This window comes from Ochrobactrum sp. MYb379, assembly GCF_037479515.1.
Lineage (GTDB): Bacteria > Pseudomonadota > Alphaproteobacteria > Rhizobiales > Rhizobiaceae > Brucella.
Genome location: NZ_JBBGYW010000001.1, coordinates 150872 through 166301, shown reverse-complemented (window position 1 = coordinate 166301; position 15430 = coordinate 150872). Strand labels below are relative to the sequence as shown.

Sequence of the window (15430 nt, the reverse complement as noted above, 5' to 3'; positions counted from 1 at the left end):
CTTAACTTTCTGGTTCAGGGAAAATAAAAATTCCGGCAATACGCTTGCGCCATTGCGGGACCAGCGCCGAAGACATCACGCGATGCCCCTCATAGGCATGGATGAAACGGTTCTCGCGCGCCATAATGCCAAGATGCTTGGCAGCCACATCGGAGCGCCAGCGGAAGATGAGCAGATCACCCGGTTGCGGATCAGTCTCGCTGCGCTGCTGCATGTGCCGGGATGCCGCCTCTATCAGCGGCTCACCTATTGCTGCCTCGGCCCAGTCAGGCGCGTAGGTAGCAGGCGTCTCCGGCTCTACACCATAAAGCGCGCGCCAGATGCCCCGCACCAAACCAAGACAATCACAGCTTATGCCGCACGTAGAAGCACCATGCCGGTAGGGTGTGCCAATCCAGCGCTCAGTCTCGCCCAAAACTCTTTCGGCAATCATCATGGGACCAGTGCACTCCCATCATATTCATTACCGCCGCTCACATAGGCAAAGGCTGCATCATTTCCGGGGAGATGTGGGAAGCCGCGAAAATTCGTAACATTGGCAAACTTCGCCTTACAGGCGGCAAAGCTTTTGTCGCATCCAGCAACAAGACGAAACGTATCGCCCGATTTTGCAGCGAGCACCGGTGGCTCTGTAAGGCTCAGATTGTTGCTGCTATGTGCTACAACGCGCACCGATGCGCCCCGATTGTCGCCGCTTATCCATGTGAGCCGGCCCTGTGTAAACCAGCCGCTGGCAAAACCTTCAAGACCGGCGACCCTTAGAATAGCACCCTCAGCGCTGGTCACAGAACCATTCGCAAAAAAGCGCGGATCACTGATGCTAACGCCGCAGCGCTCGTCACCCAGCACGGCATCACACTGGCGCAGAACACGTCTGCCGCAGACAGCATCAAAGGCCGCCGCAGCGCCCTTCAACTCTATTACAAAGCGACCACCTGAACGAGTGATCGCGCCCACGGTCCAGCGCCGCAAAAGCATATGCTGGTCCGGCGCATTCCAGTTGACGAGATAGCTTTCAACAATAGCGCCATCAAAGCGCCCCTGCTCAATGTCCGTCTCGCTGATGCGTGAAGAGGACAACACACCCTCCACATCGCCACCAGCGATTGCAAGGCCAAGCGTCGTCGTAGCTTCACTGCTGTTGAGACCTGTCAGCGGTTCGCAGGAAACCCCATCGAGATCTAGCGTCTGATCGTGGTCCGTAAAGCCCATGACCACCTGATCGGAACGTCTGATAAGCCATGCAAAGCAATGGCTTGTTACTTCGCCCTTCAGATGTGATTCAAGTTGCGCGGGAACAGGGATCATGCCTTGACCTCAATGATAGGAATGGAAGGAATTTCACCCGCCTAAAAGGAGGTAATGCTGGCTGTCAGGCGATCTGTGTCGAAGCGTACCGGCACATCGAAAAGAAAGCCCGCCGTCACCTGAGCGCCCCCGGCAGGCACATAAGTTTGAGTGAAAACTACAATCCCAGTGGCATGATCGAGCGTATAAGCCTCGCCCTCATTAAGCTTCACACCCTCAACACCAATCAGCACCGATCCCATGACGGGACGTGTGACCGGGCGGCTGTAAGCCTCATATTGTTTGACCAGCTGAAAGTGCGGGGTAGCACCATCACCAGTTCCAATGCGCTGATCATTATATGAGGGTGCAGCAGTTCCCGTCGCCGATGAAAAATCAAACGGATCACTGAAGCGGAATGCATGCAGCGACCCACGTCGTGCCTCGAAGAAGGCAAGCACTGTTTTCAGATCATCCAGCGAGCGCAAGCCTGTACCTGCATCGAAATGCCTGCGTGAATGCGCCCAGCGCGCATTGCGCTTTTCCATGCCGGATGTGAGCGTAACAATTTCATTGCGCCATTCGGTTCCAGTGGTTGAGCCAAAGGATACGCCGAGCGGAAAGCGAACATCGTGAAAAGCTTCCATCTCACATTCTCCGCGCGCCGCGGCGCACAGCACCCGCAAGCATGGTGGAAAGCTGCGCTTCTGACTTTCGGAAGGAAGATGCGTCAGGCGATGTCATATTGAAAACAACCTGCACGGGCTTGCCGCCATTGCCACCAGTGGCAACGCCCAGCCTGCCATCAGCACCACGCGCCAGGGGAAGGATCGCTTCCGCACCCGCCTCACCCGTCAAACCCAGCGAGCCGTTGCCCATGCCAAAATAAGTGGGGCTTGAAACCACCCCACCTTTTGCGAAAGGCATGATGCCCCGGATGCCCCCCAATACACTCGTCATCAACGAAGAGCCCAGGCTCTGTAGCGGCTGAAGTCCGGCTGACAATGCCGATCCCGCCAAACTGCTCGCAAGTCCGCGCAGCACATCCTCCAGCCCTTTGCCGGAAACGACAGCACTTTTAAGGGCAGTCGTCAGGCTCGTTCCAAAGCTCGACGAGCGCTTTTCAAGATCGGTCAAAGCGCGATCAAAAGCACTCGTATCCGCCTCAACGGAAACGGTTACAGTTTCATCTGTCATGTTTAATCACCTGTCGGGAAAGGCATGCATCAGCGCGTCGAGTGTCGCGCGCGAAGGAGCATTTTTGCTCTGCGAAACGGGGCTGAGAACAGCGCCAAGTTCGCGTGGGGTCATTGCCCAGAAGTCTTTTGAAGAAAGCCGCAGCAGACCAAATCCCGCACGCATCACCTCTTCCCAAGGAAAAGGCTGACGTGAAGGAGATGATTCAACTGCGGCACTTAAGGGTTTGAAGGAGAATCGCTTTCTGCGGTTCCAAAGGTAGCGGTCAGCAGTGCTGAAACAATGCGCGCATAGCCGCTTGCACCGCCATCAGCACGCATTTCAGCCACGTCTTCAAGCGGCACATTGTGTCCGCCACCTTGCAGTCCCGCGCAAATAATGCGTTGCATATCGAAGGCAGAAAGCTTGCCGCTGGAAAAGCGTGCAATCAGGTCGGAAAGATTGTCTGCCTCGAAAGCAGACTCCAGCTGTGCCAGCGCACCCAGCGTCAGGCAGAGTGTCCAGTCGCGACCATCGAGTTGTGCCGCAACCTCGCCGCGATGGCGATTGACCATCACAGCGCTTCTCCAAAGGCGATCAGCCCTGCGGATTCAAGCGCAATTTCAAAGGTTACTTCCGCATCGTGATTGCCGCCATATTCCAGAGCAACGATCTGAAACGCTCCGGTGATCGTTCCAAAATCCGGCAACACAATCTGCCATTCACGAATTTCGCCATTGAAAAAGATACTGCGGATAAGAGTATCAGAAGGTGCATCCTTGAAGATACCTGATCCGCTGAGGGAAGCGCGCTGAACACCACTGCCTGCCAGCAATTGCCGCCATCGACCGGCGGCGTCCGCATCCGTCACATCGACAGTTTCCGCATTGAAGGCAATACGTTTGGTGCGCAGACCCGCGCAGGTTTCAAACTGCTCTGTGGCGTGCGCAATTTTCAGCAAGATGTCCTTGCCACGTTGAGCTGTCATATTTTGCTCCTGTATTAGTTGGCCGGTTCTGTCACGGCCCGATAGCGCATGGTGCCGAGATAGCTGCCAAACCCGTCTGTGTTGCGCGCCAGAACTTCGGTCAGCATCAGATTAATGATGCGATGGCCGTCCAGATCAAGCGGTTCTTCATCGAGCCGTGTCGCGATGCGTCCGGCAATGTCGAGTACGCGTTTGCGTCCTGCTTCGCGCGCCCATATCTGAATATTCAGAAAATGCTCGCCGCCCGGCTCGCTTGCCGTGCTCCAGTCCTTGCTAAGCGTTTCGCCCAACGTGACGTAAGGAAAAGGCGTCTTTGGCGGCACATGGTCATAAACATGCTCGCCGCCAAGTGTTTCGATGAGTTCTTCGTCGTTCTTCAAGGCGTCATAAAGTGCTTTCTGCAATGCTGCCGCGCCATTCTTCATTCTGTTCCCCGCTTGGTTTTTCACGCTCACGTTGGACGCTCATTCGCCCGAGAGAAATATCTTCCCGCACTGCCGTCTGCCGGAACCGCAAAGCGCGTATAAGACCGTCAAAGGTCAGTTTCATCGTCACATTCATCGCCCCTCCTCGACTGCCAAACAGATGAGATAACGCCCCCGTTCATCCGCATCGTGAACTGCACGAAGCGAAAAAATGCGCCCGCCTTTGCGAAAGCGTTTGTCCGAGGAAATATCGTCGCGATAACGCACCAAAATACGGTGGGTTATCTCTGGGCGTGGGCGAATGCCGAAGTCACGTTGACTGGTGGATACAGGCTCAATGCGCCCCCACACTGTCCCAATTTCAAACCATGTCTCTCGATAACCACCCATGCCATCAGCAACGGGCTGCATGGCCTCAAGGGCCAGCTCTGCTGTGAGCTGTCCCGGATCAATAAACAGGACATTGTTCATAGAGATATGCGCCGCCAGCTATCGACCATTTGTCCAACCATGGCAGGCAGTTCCGTTTTTGCTTCAGCAAGACCTGCGCGGTTTTCGTAGAGGTGCGCGGTGAGCGTCAGAATAGCCTGCTTGAGCGCATCCGGCACTTCAACGCCGGTTTCGCCGAAGCCCGCAATGAAGTCGATCTCCAGACCACAGAACGTCTGTGCGTCGGGATATTGTGCCATGTAAACACGCTGCGGACGACGCCCATGCTGAAGCATAAACTCTTCTGGTTCCATGATGATCGCACTGCCATCGGGACGATATGCCACCACGGATGTCACGAGCTTCACCGGATATTTGAACAGCGCCAAACGACCTGAGCGCGGCCAGCGATCAACGCGCAGACGCCATGTTTGGTCAACCAAAGCTAACCCTGTATCCGCCTCGACCATCTCGCGCGCTGTCTTGATGATACGACGCAAGATCTCATCTTCGCTTTCGGTCGAAATTCTTAAAAATGAGCGTGCATCTGCAATCGTCACCGGCTCCAATGCCGGCGGCGTGACAAGAAACATTGTCATGTATTTTCCCCTTAAATAACTCTCAAATCAGATAGTTACGCATGGCACCCCAGAAAGAGATTCAACGCGTTCGCAAATTGAATCTAGCTGCCAAAACCGGCAGGTAGATCGTGTAGCGGCATTACAAAAAAATCAGGCGGTAAACTTCAGGAGCTTGATCGCATCGAAGTCCTGCACACCGCCACCTACGCGCTTAGTGGTGTAGAACAGCACATATGGCTTGGCAGAATATGGATCACGCAACACGCGCACACCGATACGATCAACAACAAGATAGCCTCGCTCGAAATCACCAAAAGCAATCGGCGTACCATCGGCAGCAATGTCCGGCATATGTTCGGCTTCTACCAAACCAAAGCCCATCAGCGATGCCTTTTCACCAACAGCCGCTGGTGGCTGCCAGAGATAATTTCCGTCTGCGTCTTTAAGCTTACGGAGCACACTCTGGGTCTTGCGGTTCATCACGAAATTGGCGTTCTGACGATAACCAGCCTTCAATGCATAGATGAGTTCGATAAGCTTGTCGGATGGATCGGCTGCAGGTAGCGCTCCCGCAACACCAGTTTCAATATGGCCGATCTTACCCCATTCCCAGCTTGCATCTTCGACAGTGCTATAGCTCAAAAAACCCATCGGTTTATTGAGACCATTGCCAGTGATGAACGCCGCACCTTCTTGCTCAGCAAAGGCTGCTTCCACTTCCTCGGCAATCCACTGTTCCACATTCACGGCCGCGTCGTCGAGCAGTGACGCGGTTGCCGCTGGCATGGCGTAGATTTCCATGGTTGGGAACTGCAACTCTGCCAGTTTTGCCGATGCAGTCTGCGGACGGGCATCGGTTTCACCGACCCAACCCGTTGCCGGGCCGCTCACCGAAAACGGCTTTTTCAAAACCGAACCGGACACCTGACGGACACTGGAAATGCCACGGATCGGTGAGAGCACAGCCAGACGACGACCGATTTCAGTTTCAAGTTCTGCTGGCACTAGGTAGCCGCCGTCGGGACCCGATGCATAGGAATGTGCCTTCTGCTCGACACCGCGTAGCGCCTGTTCGTCGCCACGACGTACATAGCCGTCAAAAGCTTGCTTATGCTCAACGTCGACGATAGCGTTACCTTTGCCGAGCTGTGGACGAGCGCTTTTTAATACATACTGATCAAGCGCCTGCTTTTGTTCGTCGAGTGCACGATTGATACGATCAACCTTGTCGCGCAGCAGCACATCAACATCGGCACTTTTTTCGACCTTTTTCAGACGCTCATCATTGGCTTCTCGGAACGCTGAGAAGGCAGTCATGAACTCGTCAAAAGCTTCCGAAACATCGCCGTTGTTCCCAAGCGCCTTCGTTTCCACGCTCTTGGTTTCGAGCGGGATTGCATGTTTTTTTTCCATTTTTGATCCTGATTAGTTAAGTGACATCATCTTGCAAGCGGCGCGCATACGCTGCGCCAACGCTGCATCATCTGCCCGGAAAGCGTCCCGCCCGTCCTGGCTCTGTAAGGCTGCAAGTGCTGAATAGCCTTTGGCTATAACCAGACGTGCAGCAGAACGGCTTAGCCCCGCATCCCGCGTGAGCCATCGTTCAAATTCTCTGACTGTCGGCAAATCCGCCTTGAGATTATTGATCCGCGCCTGCGGCAGCATGGGAAAGGTCACCACCGAGATTTCCCATAGGTCCGCTTCCGTTATGTGTCGCAATCCCGTGCGCGCATCCTTGCGCGCTTTCACGGTGCGAAAGCCAATCGACAAACCATCCAGCCCGCCAGCCCGCATCAGTTCCAGTGCTTCGCGGGCGCGTGCCACACCTTTAGCAAGTCTGCCCTCGACATAAAGGCCGCGTGCATCTTCACGAATATCAGTCCAGACGCCAATTGGTTCAGCCGCGTCATGCTGCCAGAGCATACGCACACCAGAGGATTTTCGAGATAGAAGCGACTTAGCAAAAGCGCCTTTTTCGATGACGTCGTTTCCAAGATCAGGCAGCCCAAACACACTCGCATAGCCCGAAAAACTGCCGTCGATTTCAATTTCTTCGAGCGCCAGTGATGCACGCTTGGTTTCAAGCTTTATCATTCCGGCTCCTTTGCAAAGATGGGAGTCCGGGAAGCGGTGCATGTTTCACACGTTCCGCAAAGCGCTTGAGAATGCCAAGCACCGACCATGCGGCAAGGCTTGCGGCTGTCGCGCCCATCAGCATTACTTCGGCGCGCCCTAACAGAGGTTCAAGTGACAGTGTTCCGGCAATTTTCACCCCTGCCGCACCGCCAAAAACCATGCCGCAGATGATACCGACGGCAAAGCGAATGCCTGCTTCACGCTTGCCATTTGGCAACATATAAGCAAGCGACACGGCTGAACCGGCGACGGCTCCAGCAATCTTAGCGAACCACACCAGTGTTGCATCGGATGCCATAACGGTTTCACTCAAATTGCTCATGTTGCTCTCCTTTCTGCGCGTGGCTGGTAGCCAACCGCATCGCGTTTTTCATCGTCACTTAAAAAAGAGGCGTCGGAGACGCGCCGCCACAACGATTCACGTTCCAGAGAAAGGCCTTCTATGCGATCTGTGTCATGCTCAAGCCTGAGATCGTCACCGAAAATTGGCCCCAGCCAGCAACCGAAAGCCTTTGCCGTGCGGTTGATCAGCGGCAGCACAGTCAGGCGATAAAAGGCACGATTGGCCTCTGCGTAATTGGCGTAGGTATTGTCACCCGGAATGCCGAGCAGCATTGGCGGCACACCAAATGCCAACGCGATATCGCGTGCGGCACCATTTTTCGCTTCGATGAAATCCATATCCTGCGGGCTGTAGCCCATGGCTTTCCAGTCCAGCCCACCTTCAAGCAGCAGCGGACGCCCGGCACCAGCAGCGCCTGTGTAGCCTTCCTCAAGTTCAGTTTTGAGCCGGTCGAACTGTTCTTCGGTCAGGTTGCCGCCGTCTTTCGGTGCATAGACCAGCGCACCGGAAGGGCGAGCCGAATTATCAAGCAATGCCTTATTCCACGCCCCTGCTGCGTTGTGCAGATCAAGCGCCATTAGGGCTGCTTCAAGGGGTGGAAAACCATAATGGTCATCCAGCGGATGAAACAGTTTGAGATGCAAACCGGCAGAAGCTGCACCCGCCAGCGAAACAACACGGCTCGTATTGGCTGAGCGATAGACCAACGATTGCGGCCAACCATCGCTCGATGTTTCGAGCGTCACCCTTTCAGGCCGTAGAAGATGCAGTTCGCTGCGCCCACTTGGCAAATCAACGCGTTCGACATACGCGTTGCCCGAAATAAGCAAATGTCCATAAAGCCGCTCAAAGAAGCTGCTGCTATCCAGTCCGCCTTGCGGCTGCGAAATCAGATCAAGCAACGGATGCACTTCATGTTCGGTCGTGCCTTCATAAAGCAGCCACGGCACATTGCTGGCCGCTTCCGCGATCAGCCGCACACAACGATGTGCCACCGGATTTCGCATAAAGCCCTCACGTGCCAGCGAGGTATAATCCCGCGCAATCCATGACGGCCCACGCTCCATATGCAGGGCAACAAAACCTTGCGCGCTCTTTCTCTCACGCCCCACATCAGAATATGAGGGTGCGTTCGCGGCAGCTTTACGCCACGGCCAGTTCCACGCCATATATCGGCTCTCCAATGATTGTAAAAATTAACCGAAACGCCGGATACGTGGCTTTCGATCAGTCCCAAGCATGAGTTCGGTCAGCGCCCAGACCATGGCATCGAGACGATCCGGCGAACGTCCGCTCGAAAGACCTTCCGGCGCGAAGTCGCACATTTCATCTTCAAGTGCTATAAACCGTCCCGCATGACGAACACGCCCCTGCTCATAAAGTGCCGCCACCGGCTCGGCGCGTAACCATTTGCCCCGCGATGCATGCCGCATCAAAACCGGAACAGTTGCATCCTCTGCCGCAAGCACAGCAGCAACCATCTCACCGCCCTGATTTACTTCAGCCAGCACCGCGTCAGCCTCATATTCATGATAAAGAGCAATCGCACGCCGCGCCCATTGATGCGGCTTAGCCATGCTCATGCTTTCGTCAGCCAGCACATGCGCAATGCCATTTTCGTCGATACCAGCGACAACAATCCCACAGGCATCAGACGATTTGCCCGATGAAGCAGGCGGATCAATCGCCACGAGAATACGGATCAACTCAGGAGCGGACTGTTCAAAACATTGCTCAATCCGCTCACGCGACCACAATGCACCTGCGCGTTCTTCAATCAGTTCGCCGTCGAGTTCCTGCCGCCCCAGCCGCGTACCCGCGTATCGCTGATTGATCGTTTCAATAAAACCACTCGCAAGATGCTCTGCATTCTCAGACGTACGCATATGTGTCATCTCAACTGAGCTGTCGGTCATTAATGATTTCAGCAATGGAACCGCGCGCGGTGTCGTCGTCACCACCTGACGCGGAAAGCTCCCCAATCGCAGACCAAACTGCAACATATCCCATGTGGCTTGCGGATTTTTCCACTTTGCCACTTCGTCACACCATGCGGCATCGAACTGTGGGCCACGTAACCCGTCCGGATCTTCCGATGTATAAAGGGACGCCACTGCACCATTATCCCAAAGAACCCTGCGCCGCGTCGCCTCATAACGTGGGCGCGACAAACGCGAGACCGACAATATGCCGGAGGGACCATCAACCATCACCTCGCGGGCATCGGCAAAAGTCTCGCCCACCAATGCAATATGTCCGCAATGTCTTGAAGAAAATGGCGCAAGCCCCAATGCCATTCCCGATACCCATTCGGCCCCAGCACGCGTTTTCCCCGATCCGCGACCACCCAGAATAAGCCATGTGCGCCAGTCACCCGACGGTGGCAGTTGCGCATCGCGCGCGCTAAACAACCACTCGCTGTTCACTGCCATGATCTGATTTTGCGTCAAGTCCGCCGCCCAGGATTTCCCGTGCGCGCCTTTTTGCAAGTTCGTTAATTCTCCTGTCTATACGAGCAAGCGCCGCTTTAACCTCAACAAGACTTACCTGTTGAGTGTTTTCATTGGCTTCGGCAACGCCCGTTTCAGTCGCAAGCTCGCCTACGGTTTTCACAGCCTTCGCCAACGCCATCAAAGCTTCGGCTTTACCCTTATCCGGCAATTCTTCAGCATCTATTAGCTTGTTAAGTTCGCTCTGTAATCTTTGCAGAGCCGTGTCCGTGGCGGAGGGTTTGATAAGTGTTTTTTCATCAAGGCCAATAAGCTTCAGCCATTGAAGATATTGTTTTTCTGTACATCCCATCAGCTCAACAATCTCAGCTAGTGCAATGTCGTGTTTCATTTGCAGGCAAAAAGCCAGCCTGACCCGCGCCTCGCGGCGCTCGTCTATTTTTTGCGTTTTCAACGGCAATTTCCGTTAGAGCGCATTTCGATCTAATTTTATCAGATCGGCGCTCTAAATATTTGTTTCAACGTGCATCTTGTTCGAAAACCGCTTCGCACTTTTCGGGATGCACTATAACTGCCCTTTCTCATGCAAAACCCCGAAAGCATGATGCTTCCGGGGTTTTGCAATAACGATGAAAGCCGGGGGTACTAAAGCTCTCATCCAGATCAGTCACACTTTTCTGACTGTATCTAATTGATAGCAAAGCACCGTTACGCCGTCAAGGACTATTTTCCTATTTAAGATTTTTTTCTCGTATGACTTTCTGCATTTCGTTTACGAATTAACATGAGTTATCGCTTTATTATCTGATATGGTTCGATGGCAGGTTCTGCTCGTCTCGCAACTTTTACGATTAAAAAGTAGAGTTCATGCGTAACAAGACTGATGAAGATTCTGAAAATAAAGGGCGCAAGCCCTTCAGGGTTTCACGCCTTATCGGCCTTGATGCATGGATCGATTCCGGCCTTTATAATCTGCGCTTTTATGCTCGGGAGTGGTGGGAAAGCATCACAATTTTCTCACGAAAATTCCGGGTTCGTGGCTTCCGACGCTTTGTTGTCGAAATTCTGGATGAAGGCTTTACGCTGGGCGTCATTGGCTCTGTTCTAATGCTTGCTCTGGCCTTGCCTGCATTTGAAGAAACGAAAAAAGACTGGCGTGCGCAGGACGACTACGCAGTAACCTTTCTTGATCGCTATGGTAATGAACTGGGACAACGCGGCATTCTACACCGGCAGGCTGTACCGATCGATGAATTGCCGGATCATGTCATTAAAGCCGTTCTTGGCACCGAAGATCGCCGCTTCTTTGATCACTATGGCATCGATTTCTGGGGGCTTAGTCGTGCGCTGAGCCAGAACCTGCGCGCCAATGGCGTCGTTCAGGGCGGGTCAACGCTTACACAACAGCTTGCCAAGAACCTGTTTCTTTCCAATGAACGCACCATTGAGCGTAAGATTAAGGAAGCGTTTCTTGCAATCTGGCTTGAAAGCAATCTGAGCAAGAAAGAAATACTCCAGCTCTATCTCGACCGTGCCTATATGGGCGGTGGTACATTCGGGATTGCTGCGGCATCGGAGTTTTATTTCGGCAAAAACGTTAAGGACGTATCGCTGGCAGAAGCCGCTATGCTTGCAGGCCTGTTCAAAGCGCCTGCCAAATTCGCCCCGCATGTCAATCTGCCAGCAGCGCGCGCACGCGCTAATGTTGTACTCTCAAACATGGTTGAAAGCGGTTTCATGAGCGATGGACAGGTTGCCGTTGCGCGCCGCAATCCAGCCAGCATCATTGACCGCGCCAAAAATGAAAGCCCAGACTATTTCCTCGACTTCGCTTTTGATGAAGTCAAGAAAGTCGCGGGGCACCTACCGTATCATACGCTCACCGTTCGCACGACGCTGGATCGCAATCTACAAAAAGCCGCAGAAGAATCGCTTGAGTTCTACCTCCGTCAGAACGGCAAAGACTACAACGTCTCTGAAGCCGCCACCGTTGTGATTGCCAATGATGGTTCGGTACGCGCACTGGTCGGCGGACGCGATTATGGCGAAAGCCAGTTTAATCGCGCGACCAAAGCGCTGCGTCAGGCTGGATCATCCTTCAAGCCATATGTTTACGCCGCAGCCATGGAAAAAGGGTTGACACCGAATACCATCGTCTCCGATGCACCCGTCAGCTGGGGCAACTGGGCACCGCGCAATTATGGCCGCAGCTTTGCCGGACGCGTCGATCTGACGACAGCACTCGTAAAATCGCTAAACTCCGTGCCGGTTCGTCTTGCCAAGGATCATCTGACAACTGCGCCTATCGTCGCGCTGGCGAAAGCCATGGGTGTGGAATCAAACATTTCATCCCATAAAACAATGGTTCTTGGCACCTCTGAAATGACAGTGATGGATCAGGCGACCGGCTTTAATGTGTTTCCCAATGGCGGGATGGCTGGCAACCGGCATGCCTTCACCCAGATCGTCTCGTCGGAAGGCAAAGTCTTGTGGGATTTCTCACGCGATGCACCAAAGCCGCACCGGGCATTGTCTGAAAAAGCAGCATTCGAGATGAATTCGATGCTGGTGCAAGTGCCGGAACGCGGGACAGCGCGACGCGCTGCATTGCCAATGACACGCGTTGGCGGCAAAACCGGCACGACACAAAACTATCGTGACGCATGGTTTGTTGGCTTTACCGGAAACTTCACGGCTGCCGTTTGGTTTGGTAACGATAATTTCACACCGATGAAGGAACTAACTGGCGGCGTTCTACCTGCAATGGCGTGGCAGCGGATGATGAATTATGCTCATCAAAACATCGAATTAAAGCCAATCCCCGGCATCACGCCCGCCTTCCCGGCTCCGGCGAAATCAACAGAGCCGAAAGTAGCGGCAACAGACAAGCCAGAAGAAGCCATGTCGGCAGCTCCACGCGTGCTGTCGCCCGTCGCTACCAAAACGCTTAAGGAGCTGAGCGACGCTTTGCGTAATTCACCGCCGGTTCCTGCTCTTGCCGCACGCAGTAAAGTATCGGTACTTTGAGATCAGAATGCTGAAAACAATCCTCAAAGTCATTACGGTACTCGTCATTGCGCTTGGCGGCGGCATTTTGGCAACCGATTACGCGCTGGATCATTTTGATGGCTTCGGCGAGTTGCAGCTCGGCGCGTGGAATGCGTATCCAGCCGCAGGCACAACCGATGCCGATCCTTATTCGAAAGCGCGTGCAGCACGTAAGGCCTATCTTGCGCTCGGCACCGCCGAAGGTCTCCCCTTTTATGCGCGTAGGGATAGTAATGGACGCGACTTGCGCCAGGGATGCAGCTATAGCTTGAGCGGTTTCACTCCTTCTGCAAGGTTCTGGACGCTCTATCCGGCAAGCACCGATCTTGAGCCAATTGCACCACGCGCAGGCTTGCAGCCAGCCCTGCACTCGCGCGAGGTGCTGTATGAACAAGACGGCAGCGTGAGAATTACCATCAGCCCCGATGCCAGCCCTGACAACTGGTTACCCGTTGAAGGCGCAGGCAACTTTGTGTTGGTCATGACACTGTATGATACGCCTGCCGCCAGTTCTTCCGGTCTGGTTGATCTTATTATGCCGCGCATCACGCCTCTCGCGAACACGGAGGCCTGCCGTGGCTAAAATACTGCGCCTGCTTCTTCTTGGTCTCGTTGGTGCAGCGATTGTGCATATAGCCGTCTTACTGCTGGTTCCGTTCTATTCGAGCAAAAACGCATGGTCACATCTCGAAGCCCTTGGTGACGCCTATCGCTTCCATGTTCTTTCCGAAACATCCCGCCTTGTGAGTGACCAGGACCCGCTCATGCGGCAGGCTGCATGCCGGTTTGATTTGACGGATGGGCCTGTGCATATCACAACGAAAGGCAACCTGCCTTTCTGGTCGCTATCCATTTATGCACCGAATGGCGACAATCTTTACAGTTTGAATGACAGTGTTGCCGGTGACCGCCAGCTTGATCTGATTATTGCTGATCCAATTGGTATTGCTGCGCTGCGCTCAGAAGGCGTTCAGAATGATGGTCGGTCAATCATTATCGAACAGGATATTAGCGAAGGTGCAGTCGTTCTGCACAGCTTCGTCCCTGACGTAAGTTGGACCCAGCAGGTGCAAAGCTTCTTTAATCAAGCGCGTTGTTCAACTTACGAAGGCAGTTAACTGCCTCAAAACAGACACTTTCTCGCGCACGGTTAATGAGTTGCTAAGGCTTCATAATTATTATCCATGATGCCGACATGCGGCAGGCCGCGTTCATAGTTTTAGCCTACCGGAGTACCCTGCGTGACAAACGATCAGTTCCGCGTCCTGGAAGAGATTTCAGGCAATCGGAACCAGTCAAATTCGAGAGCTGATGGCAGCAAAGCGGACGACCTTCTGGTCGCTGCAATAGCTGCGTTTGCCTCACTGACGCGCCCCGGAAGACAAGACGCACATCAGCTTGAAGATCTCGCATTCCCGCTTCTTGACCGCGCGACCTTGCGTGGCAAACGACAAGCAGCCAATGCGATTGCACAAATCGAAGATGCGCCGCGACGTCTGGTCCTCGCTCTGGCCAATGAGCCCGTCGAAATTTCAGCGCCAATTTTGTTACGCTCGGCAACTTTAAGACCTCAAGACCTTCTCGATATTATCAGTAAAAATGGACTAGCCCATGCCCGCGCCATCGCACGCAGGCAGTCGGACGACCCGTTGCTCAAAGGTGTGTTGCGCAGCTTCAATGATGCCGTGATCGACCGTCTGCTTGCTTTGCAAGAGAACCTTGCAGGCATAGAAACGGGGAAGTCGGCCAGCCTTTCCGAAGTTGATGAGGATCAACACGCGGACGAAGAAGCGCCACAAGCCTCTTTTTTCAATCCCGGCACACTTGCGACACCGGAACACCTGATCGATACGGCGCTTCTGATTGATGATCAGATTTTCCGCACGGCTCTTGCTGATTCGCTGGATGTGTCTTTTGATCGTGCCGACCGCATCATTGGAAAATGGCCAGATTCGCATTTACCGATAGCCTTGCGTGCGCTCGGCATGTCGGCATCCGAATGTTTCATGATTATGTCTGCAATCCTCGGACCAGTTGTCGCCGACCGTGACGGATTGCGTGAATTTATTCAGATTTACCGCTCTATTGATCAGGAAAAAGCTGTCATGCTCGTCCGTCGCTGGAAAGCTGACGACATGTCAAAGGCACTGCGCAGCAAATTGCGTGAGATGGTTACGGCTGCAAACGTCGATTCCGCCTCCATTCGAACCAGCCTATAAGTCATCCAAAGCGACTGAGAAGAGATTAGTCGGATCGGCTACATCTTCCAGCTCAATCAGCCAAAGATCAGGGTCGAAACGGGTTTCCCGTTCCATCCTTTCACTGACCTTAAGATCATCGACATCGTGGAGAATGCGCAAAAACATGCGTTCACCATCGCTATTTTCTTCATAAGAAGTCTGCGGCGCGGGTGAATAAAGATCAGAGGTGCCAAAGCGTGAACTGATCTTGATGAAAATCGCTCCCGCTTCCTTAGAGCCGCGACGCGCCAAATAGGCAAAGCCGCCCTCGCCCTGCACTTTGCGGATTAGCGCAGAAACCCAGAAGTCCGATGTCAGGCGCATAGC

Annotated in this window: 20 protein-coding genes and 1 pseudogene; 4 read left to right on the top strand and 17 right to left on the bottom strand. The window is 53.8% G+C overall.

Annotated elements, in window-relative coordinates:
• Position 1 precedes the first annotated feature (1 nt).
• The 16 genes and pseudogenes from WH356_RS00880 to WH356_RS00805 all read right to left on the bottom strand — a co-directional run bounded on the left by WH356_RS00880 (position 2) and on the right by WH356_RS00805 (position 10269).
• Positions 2 to 436, bottom strand: a complete 435-nt coding sequence (locus WH356_RS00880) for a C40 family peptidase (RefSeq protein ID WP_339508138.1) — start codon at positions 434 to 436, stop codon at positions 2 to 4.
• Positions 433 to 1308: a DUF2163 domain-containing protein gene (locus WH356_RS00875; RefSeq protein ID WP_339508137.1), complete on the bottom strand. Its 876-nt coding sequence runs from the start codon at positions 1306 to 1308 to the stop codon at positions 433 to 435. Before WH356_RS00875 ends, WH356_RS00880 begins: the two co-directional genes overlap by 4 nt.
• A gap of 41 nt (positions 1309 to 1349) precedes the next feature.
• A complete protein-coding gene (locus tag WH356_RS00870) occupies positions 1350 to 1934 on the bottom strand; it encodes a DUF2460 domain-containing protein (RefSeq protein ID WP_339508136.1) in 585 nt (194 codons plus the stop codon).
• Position 1935: 1 nt separating this feature from the next.
• Positions 1936 to 2484, bottom strand: a complete 549-nt coding sequence (locus WH356_RS00865) for a phage tail tape measure protein (protein WP_339508135.1) — start codon at positions 2482 to 2484, stop codon at positions 1936 to 1938.
• 6 nt (positions 2485 to 2490) lie between these two features.
• Positions 2491 to 2658 (bottom strand): annotated as a pseudogene (locus WH356_RS00860) (rcc01693 family protein); the annotation flags it as partial.
• Positions 2659 to 2702: 44 nt separating this feature from the next.
• Positions 2703 to 3038: a gene transfer agent family protein gene (locus WH356_RS00855; protein WP_339508134.1), complete on the bottom strand. Its 336-nt coding sequence runs from the start codon at positions 3036 to 3038 to the stop codon at positions 2703 to 2705.
• Positions 3038 to 3451 (bottom strand): phage major tail protein, TP901-1 family, encoded by a 414-nt coding sequence (locus WH356_RS00850; protein ID WP_339508133.1) that lies wholly within the window; start codon positions 3449 to 3451, stop codon positions 3038 to 3040. Before WH356_RS00850 ends, WH356_RS00855 begins: the two co-directional genes overlap by 1 nt.
• A 14-nt stretch (positions 3452 to 3465) precedes the next feature.
• Entirely contained in the window at positions 3466 to 3876 is a 411-nt protein-coding gene (locus WH356_RS00845; protein WP_339508132.1) for a DUF3168 domain-containing protein, read from the bottom strand.
• Positions 3877 to 4008: 132 nt separating this feature from the next.
• A complete protein-coding gene (locus WH356_RS00840; RefSeq protein ID WP_339508131.1) occupies positions 4009 to 4347 on the bottom strand; it encodes a phage head closure protein in 339 nt (112 codons plus the stop codon).
• Positions 4344 to 4904 carry a head-tail connector protein gene (locus WH356_RS00835; protein ID WP_339508130.1) on the bottom strand — a complete coding sequence of 187 codons (561 nt, stop codon included), beginning with the start codon at positions 4902 to 4904 and terminating at the stop codon, positions 4344 to 4346. The genes WH356_RS00840 and WH356_RS00835 overlap by 4 nt, the downstream gene beginning before the upstream one ends.
• 132 nt (positions 4905 to 5036) lie before the next feature.
• Positions 5037 to 6299 (bottom strand): phage major capsid protein, encoded by a 1263-nt coding sequence (locus WH356_RS00830; protein WP_339508128.1) that lies wholly within the window; start codon positions 6297 to 6299, stop codon positions 5037 to 5039.
• A 12-nt stretch (positions 6300 to 6311) separates the two neighbouring features.
• Positions 6312 to 6980, bottom strand: coding sequence for an HK97 family phage prohead protease (locus WH356_RS00825; protein WP_339508127.1), 669 nt, complete (start codon positions 6978 to 6980; stop codon positions 6312 to 6314).
• Positions 6967 to 7344 (bottom strand): DUF6107 family protein, encoded by a 378-nt coding sequence (locus tag WH356_RS00820; protein ID WP_339508126.1) that lies wholly within the window; start codon positions 7342 to 7344, stop codon positions 6967 to 6969. Before WH356_RS00820 ends, WH356_RS00825 begins: the two co-directional genes overlap by 14 nt.
• Complete coding sequence (locus tag WH356_RS00815) at positions 7341 to 8534, bottom strand: phage portal protein (protein ID WP_339508125.1); 1194 nt, start codon at positions 8532 to 8534, stop codon at positions 7341 to 7343. The genes WH356_RS00820 and WH356_RS00815 overlap by 4 nt, the downstream gene beginning before the upstream one ends.
• A gap of 27 nt (positions 8535 to 8561) precedes the next feature.
• Entirely contained in the window at positions 8562 to 9797 is a 1236-nt protein-coding gene (locus WH356_RS00810; protein ID WP_339508124.1) for a DNA-packaging protein, read from the bottom strand.
• Positions 9769 to 10269, bottom strand: coding sequence for a hypothetical protein (locus tag WH356_RS00805; RefSeq protein ID WP_339508123.1), 501 nt, complete (start codon positions 10267 to 10269; stop codon positions 9769 to 9771). Before WH356_RS00805 ends, WH356_RS00810 begins: the two co-directional genes overlap by 29 nt.
• A 413-nt stretch (positions 10270 to 10682) precedes the next feature.
• On the opposite strand from WH356_RS00805, the gene WH356_RS00800 reads away from it, so the two are divergent.
• The 4 genes from WH356_RS00800 (at position 10683) to WH356_RS00785 (ending at position 15082) form a co-directional block, all read left to right on the top strand.
• Positions 10683 to 12842: a transglycosylase domain-containing protein gene (locus WH356_RS00800; protein ID WP_339508122.1), complete on the top strand. Its 2160-nt coding sequence runs from the start codon at positions 10683 to 10685 to the stop codon at positions 12840 to 12842.
• Between the two features lie 7 nt (positions 12843 to 12849).
• Positions 12850 to 13446, top strand: coding sequence for a DUF1214 domain-containing protein (locus WH356_RS00795; RefSeq protein ID WP_339508121.1), 597 nt, complete (start codon positions 12850 to 12852; stop codon positions 13444 to 13446).
• A complete protein-coding gene (locus tag WH356_RS00790) occupies positions 13439 to 13981 on the top strand; it encodes a DUF1254 domain-containing protein (RefSeq protein WP_339508120.1) in 543 nt (180 codons plus the stop codon). Before WH356_RS00795 ends, WH356_RS00790 begins: the two co-directional genes overlap by 8 nt.
• Before the next feature lie 123 nt (positions 13982 to 14104).
• Positions 14105 to 15082 carry a DUF2336 domain-containing protein gene (locus tag WH356_RS00785; protein ID WP_339508119.1) on the top strand — a complete coding sequence of 326 codons (978 nt, stop codon included), beginning with the start codon at positions 14105 to 14107 and terminating at the stop codon, positions 15080 to 15082.
• Here the strand turns inward: WH356_RS00785 and WH356_RS00780 are convergent.
• A complete protein-coding gene (locus WH356_RS00780) occupies positions 15077 to 15427 on the bottom strand; it encodes a DUF1491 family protein (protein ID WP_339508118.1) in 351 nt (116 codons plus the stop codon). The genes WH356_RS00785 and WH356_RS00780 overlap by 6 nt on opposite strands.
• Positions 15428 to 15430: the final 3 nt, after the last annotated feature.

What these genes read in the sequence shown, in the direction of transcription:
- WH356_RS00815 (WP_339508125.1), bottom strand. Translation starts at nt 8,534, where the DNA reads ATGGCGTGGAACTGGCCGTGGCGTAAAGCTGCCGCGAACGCACCCTCA.
- WH356_RS00795 (WP_339508121.1), top strand. Translation starts at nt 12,850, where the DNA reads ATGCTGAAAACAATCCTCAAAGTCATTACGGTACTCGTCATTGCGCTT.
- WH356_RS00820 (WP_339508126.1), bottom strand. Translation starts at nt 7,344, where the DNA reads ATGAGCAATTTGAGTGAAACCGTTATGGCATCCGATGCAACACTGGTG.
- WH356_RS00840 (WP_339508131.1), bottom strand. Translation starts at nt 4,347, where the DNA reads ATGAACAATGTCCTGTTTATTGATCCGGGACAGCTCACAGCAGAGCTG.
- WH356_RS00850 (WP_339508133.1), bottom strand. Translation starts at nt 3,451, where the DNA reads ATGACAGCTCAACGTGGCAAGGACATCTTGCTGAAAATTGCGCACGCC.
- WH356_RS00870 (WP_339508136.1), bottom strand. Translation starts at nt 1,934, where the DNA reads ATGGAAGCTTTTCACGATGTTCGCTTTCCGCTCGGCGTATCCTTTGGC.
- WH356_RS00880 (WP_339508138.1), bottom strand. Translation starts at nt 436, where the DNA reads ATGATGATTGCCGAAAGAGTTTTGGGCGAGACTGAGCGCTGGATTGGC.
- WH356_RS00800 (WP_339508122.1), top strand. Translation starts at nt 10,683, where the DNA reads ATGCGTAACAAGACTGATGAAGATTCTGAAAATAAAGGGCGCAAGCCC.
- WH356_RS00865 (WP_339508135.1), bottom strand. Translation starts at nt 2,484, where the DNA reads ATGACAGATGAAACTGTAACCGTTTCCGTTGAGGCGGATACGAGTGCT.
- WH356_RS00830 (WP_339508128.1), bottom strand. Translation starts at nt 6,299, where the DNA reads ATGGAAAAAAAACATGCAATCCCGCTCGAAACCAAGAGCGTGGAAACG.
- WH356_RS00835 (WP_339508130.1), bottom strand. Translation starts at nt 4,904, where the DNA reads ATGACAATGTTTCTTGTCACGCCGCCGGCATTGGAGCCGGTGACGATT.
- WH356_RS00780 (WP_339508118.1), bottom strand. Translation starts at nt 15,427, where the DNA reads ATGCGCCTGACATCGGACTTCTGGGTTTCTGCGCTAATCCGCAAAGTG.
- WH356_RS00810 (WP_339508124.1), bottom strand. Translation starts at nt 9,797, where the DNA reads ATGGCAGTGAACAGCGAGTGGTTGTTTAGCGCGCGCGATGCGCAACTG.
- WH356_RS00875 (WP_339508137.1), bottom strand. Translation starts at nt 1,308, where the DNA reads ATGATCCCTGTTCCCGCGCAACTTGAATCACATCTGAAGGGCGAAGTA.
- WH356_RS00855 (WP_339508134.1), bottom strand. Translation starts at nt 3,038, where the DNA reads ATGGTCAATCGCCATCGCGGCGAGGTTGCGGCACAACTCGATGGTCGC.
- WH356_RS00845 (WP_339508132.1), bottom strand. Translation starts at nt 3,876, where the DNA reads ATGAAGAATGGCGCGGCAGCATTGCAGAAAGCACTTTATGACGCCTTG.
- WH356_RS00825 (WP_339508127.1), bottom strand. Translation starts at nt 6,980, where the DNA reads ATGATAAAGCTTGAAACCAAGCGTGCATCACTGGCGCTCGAAGAAATT.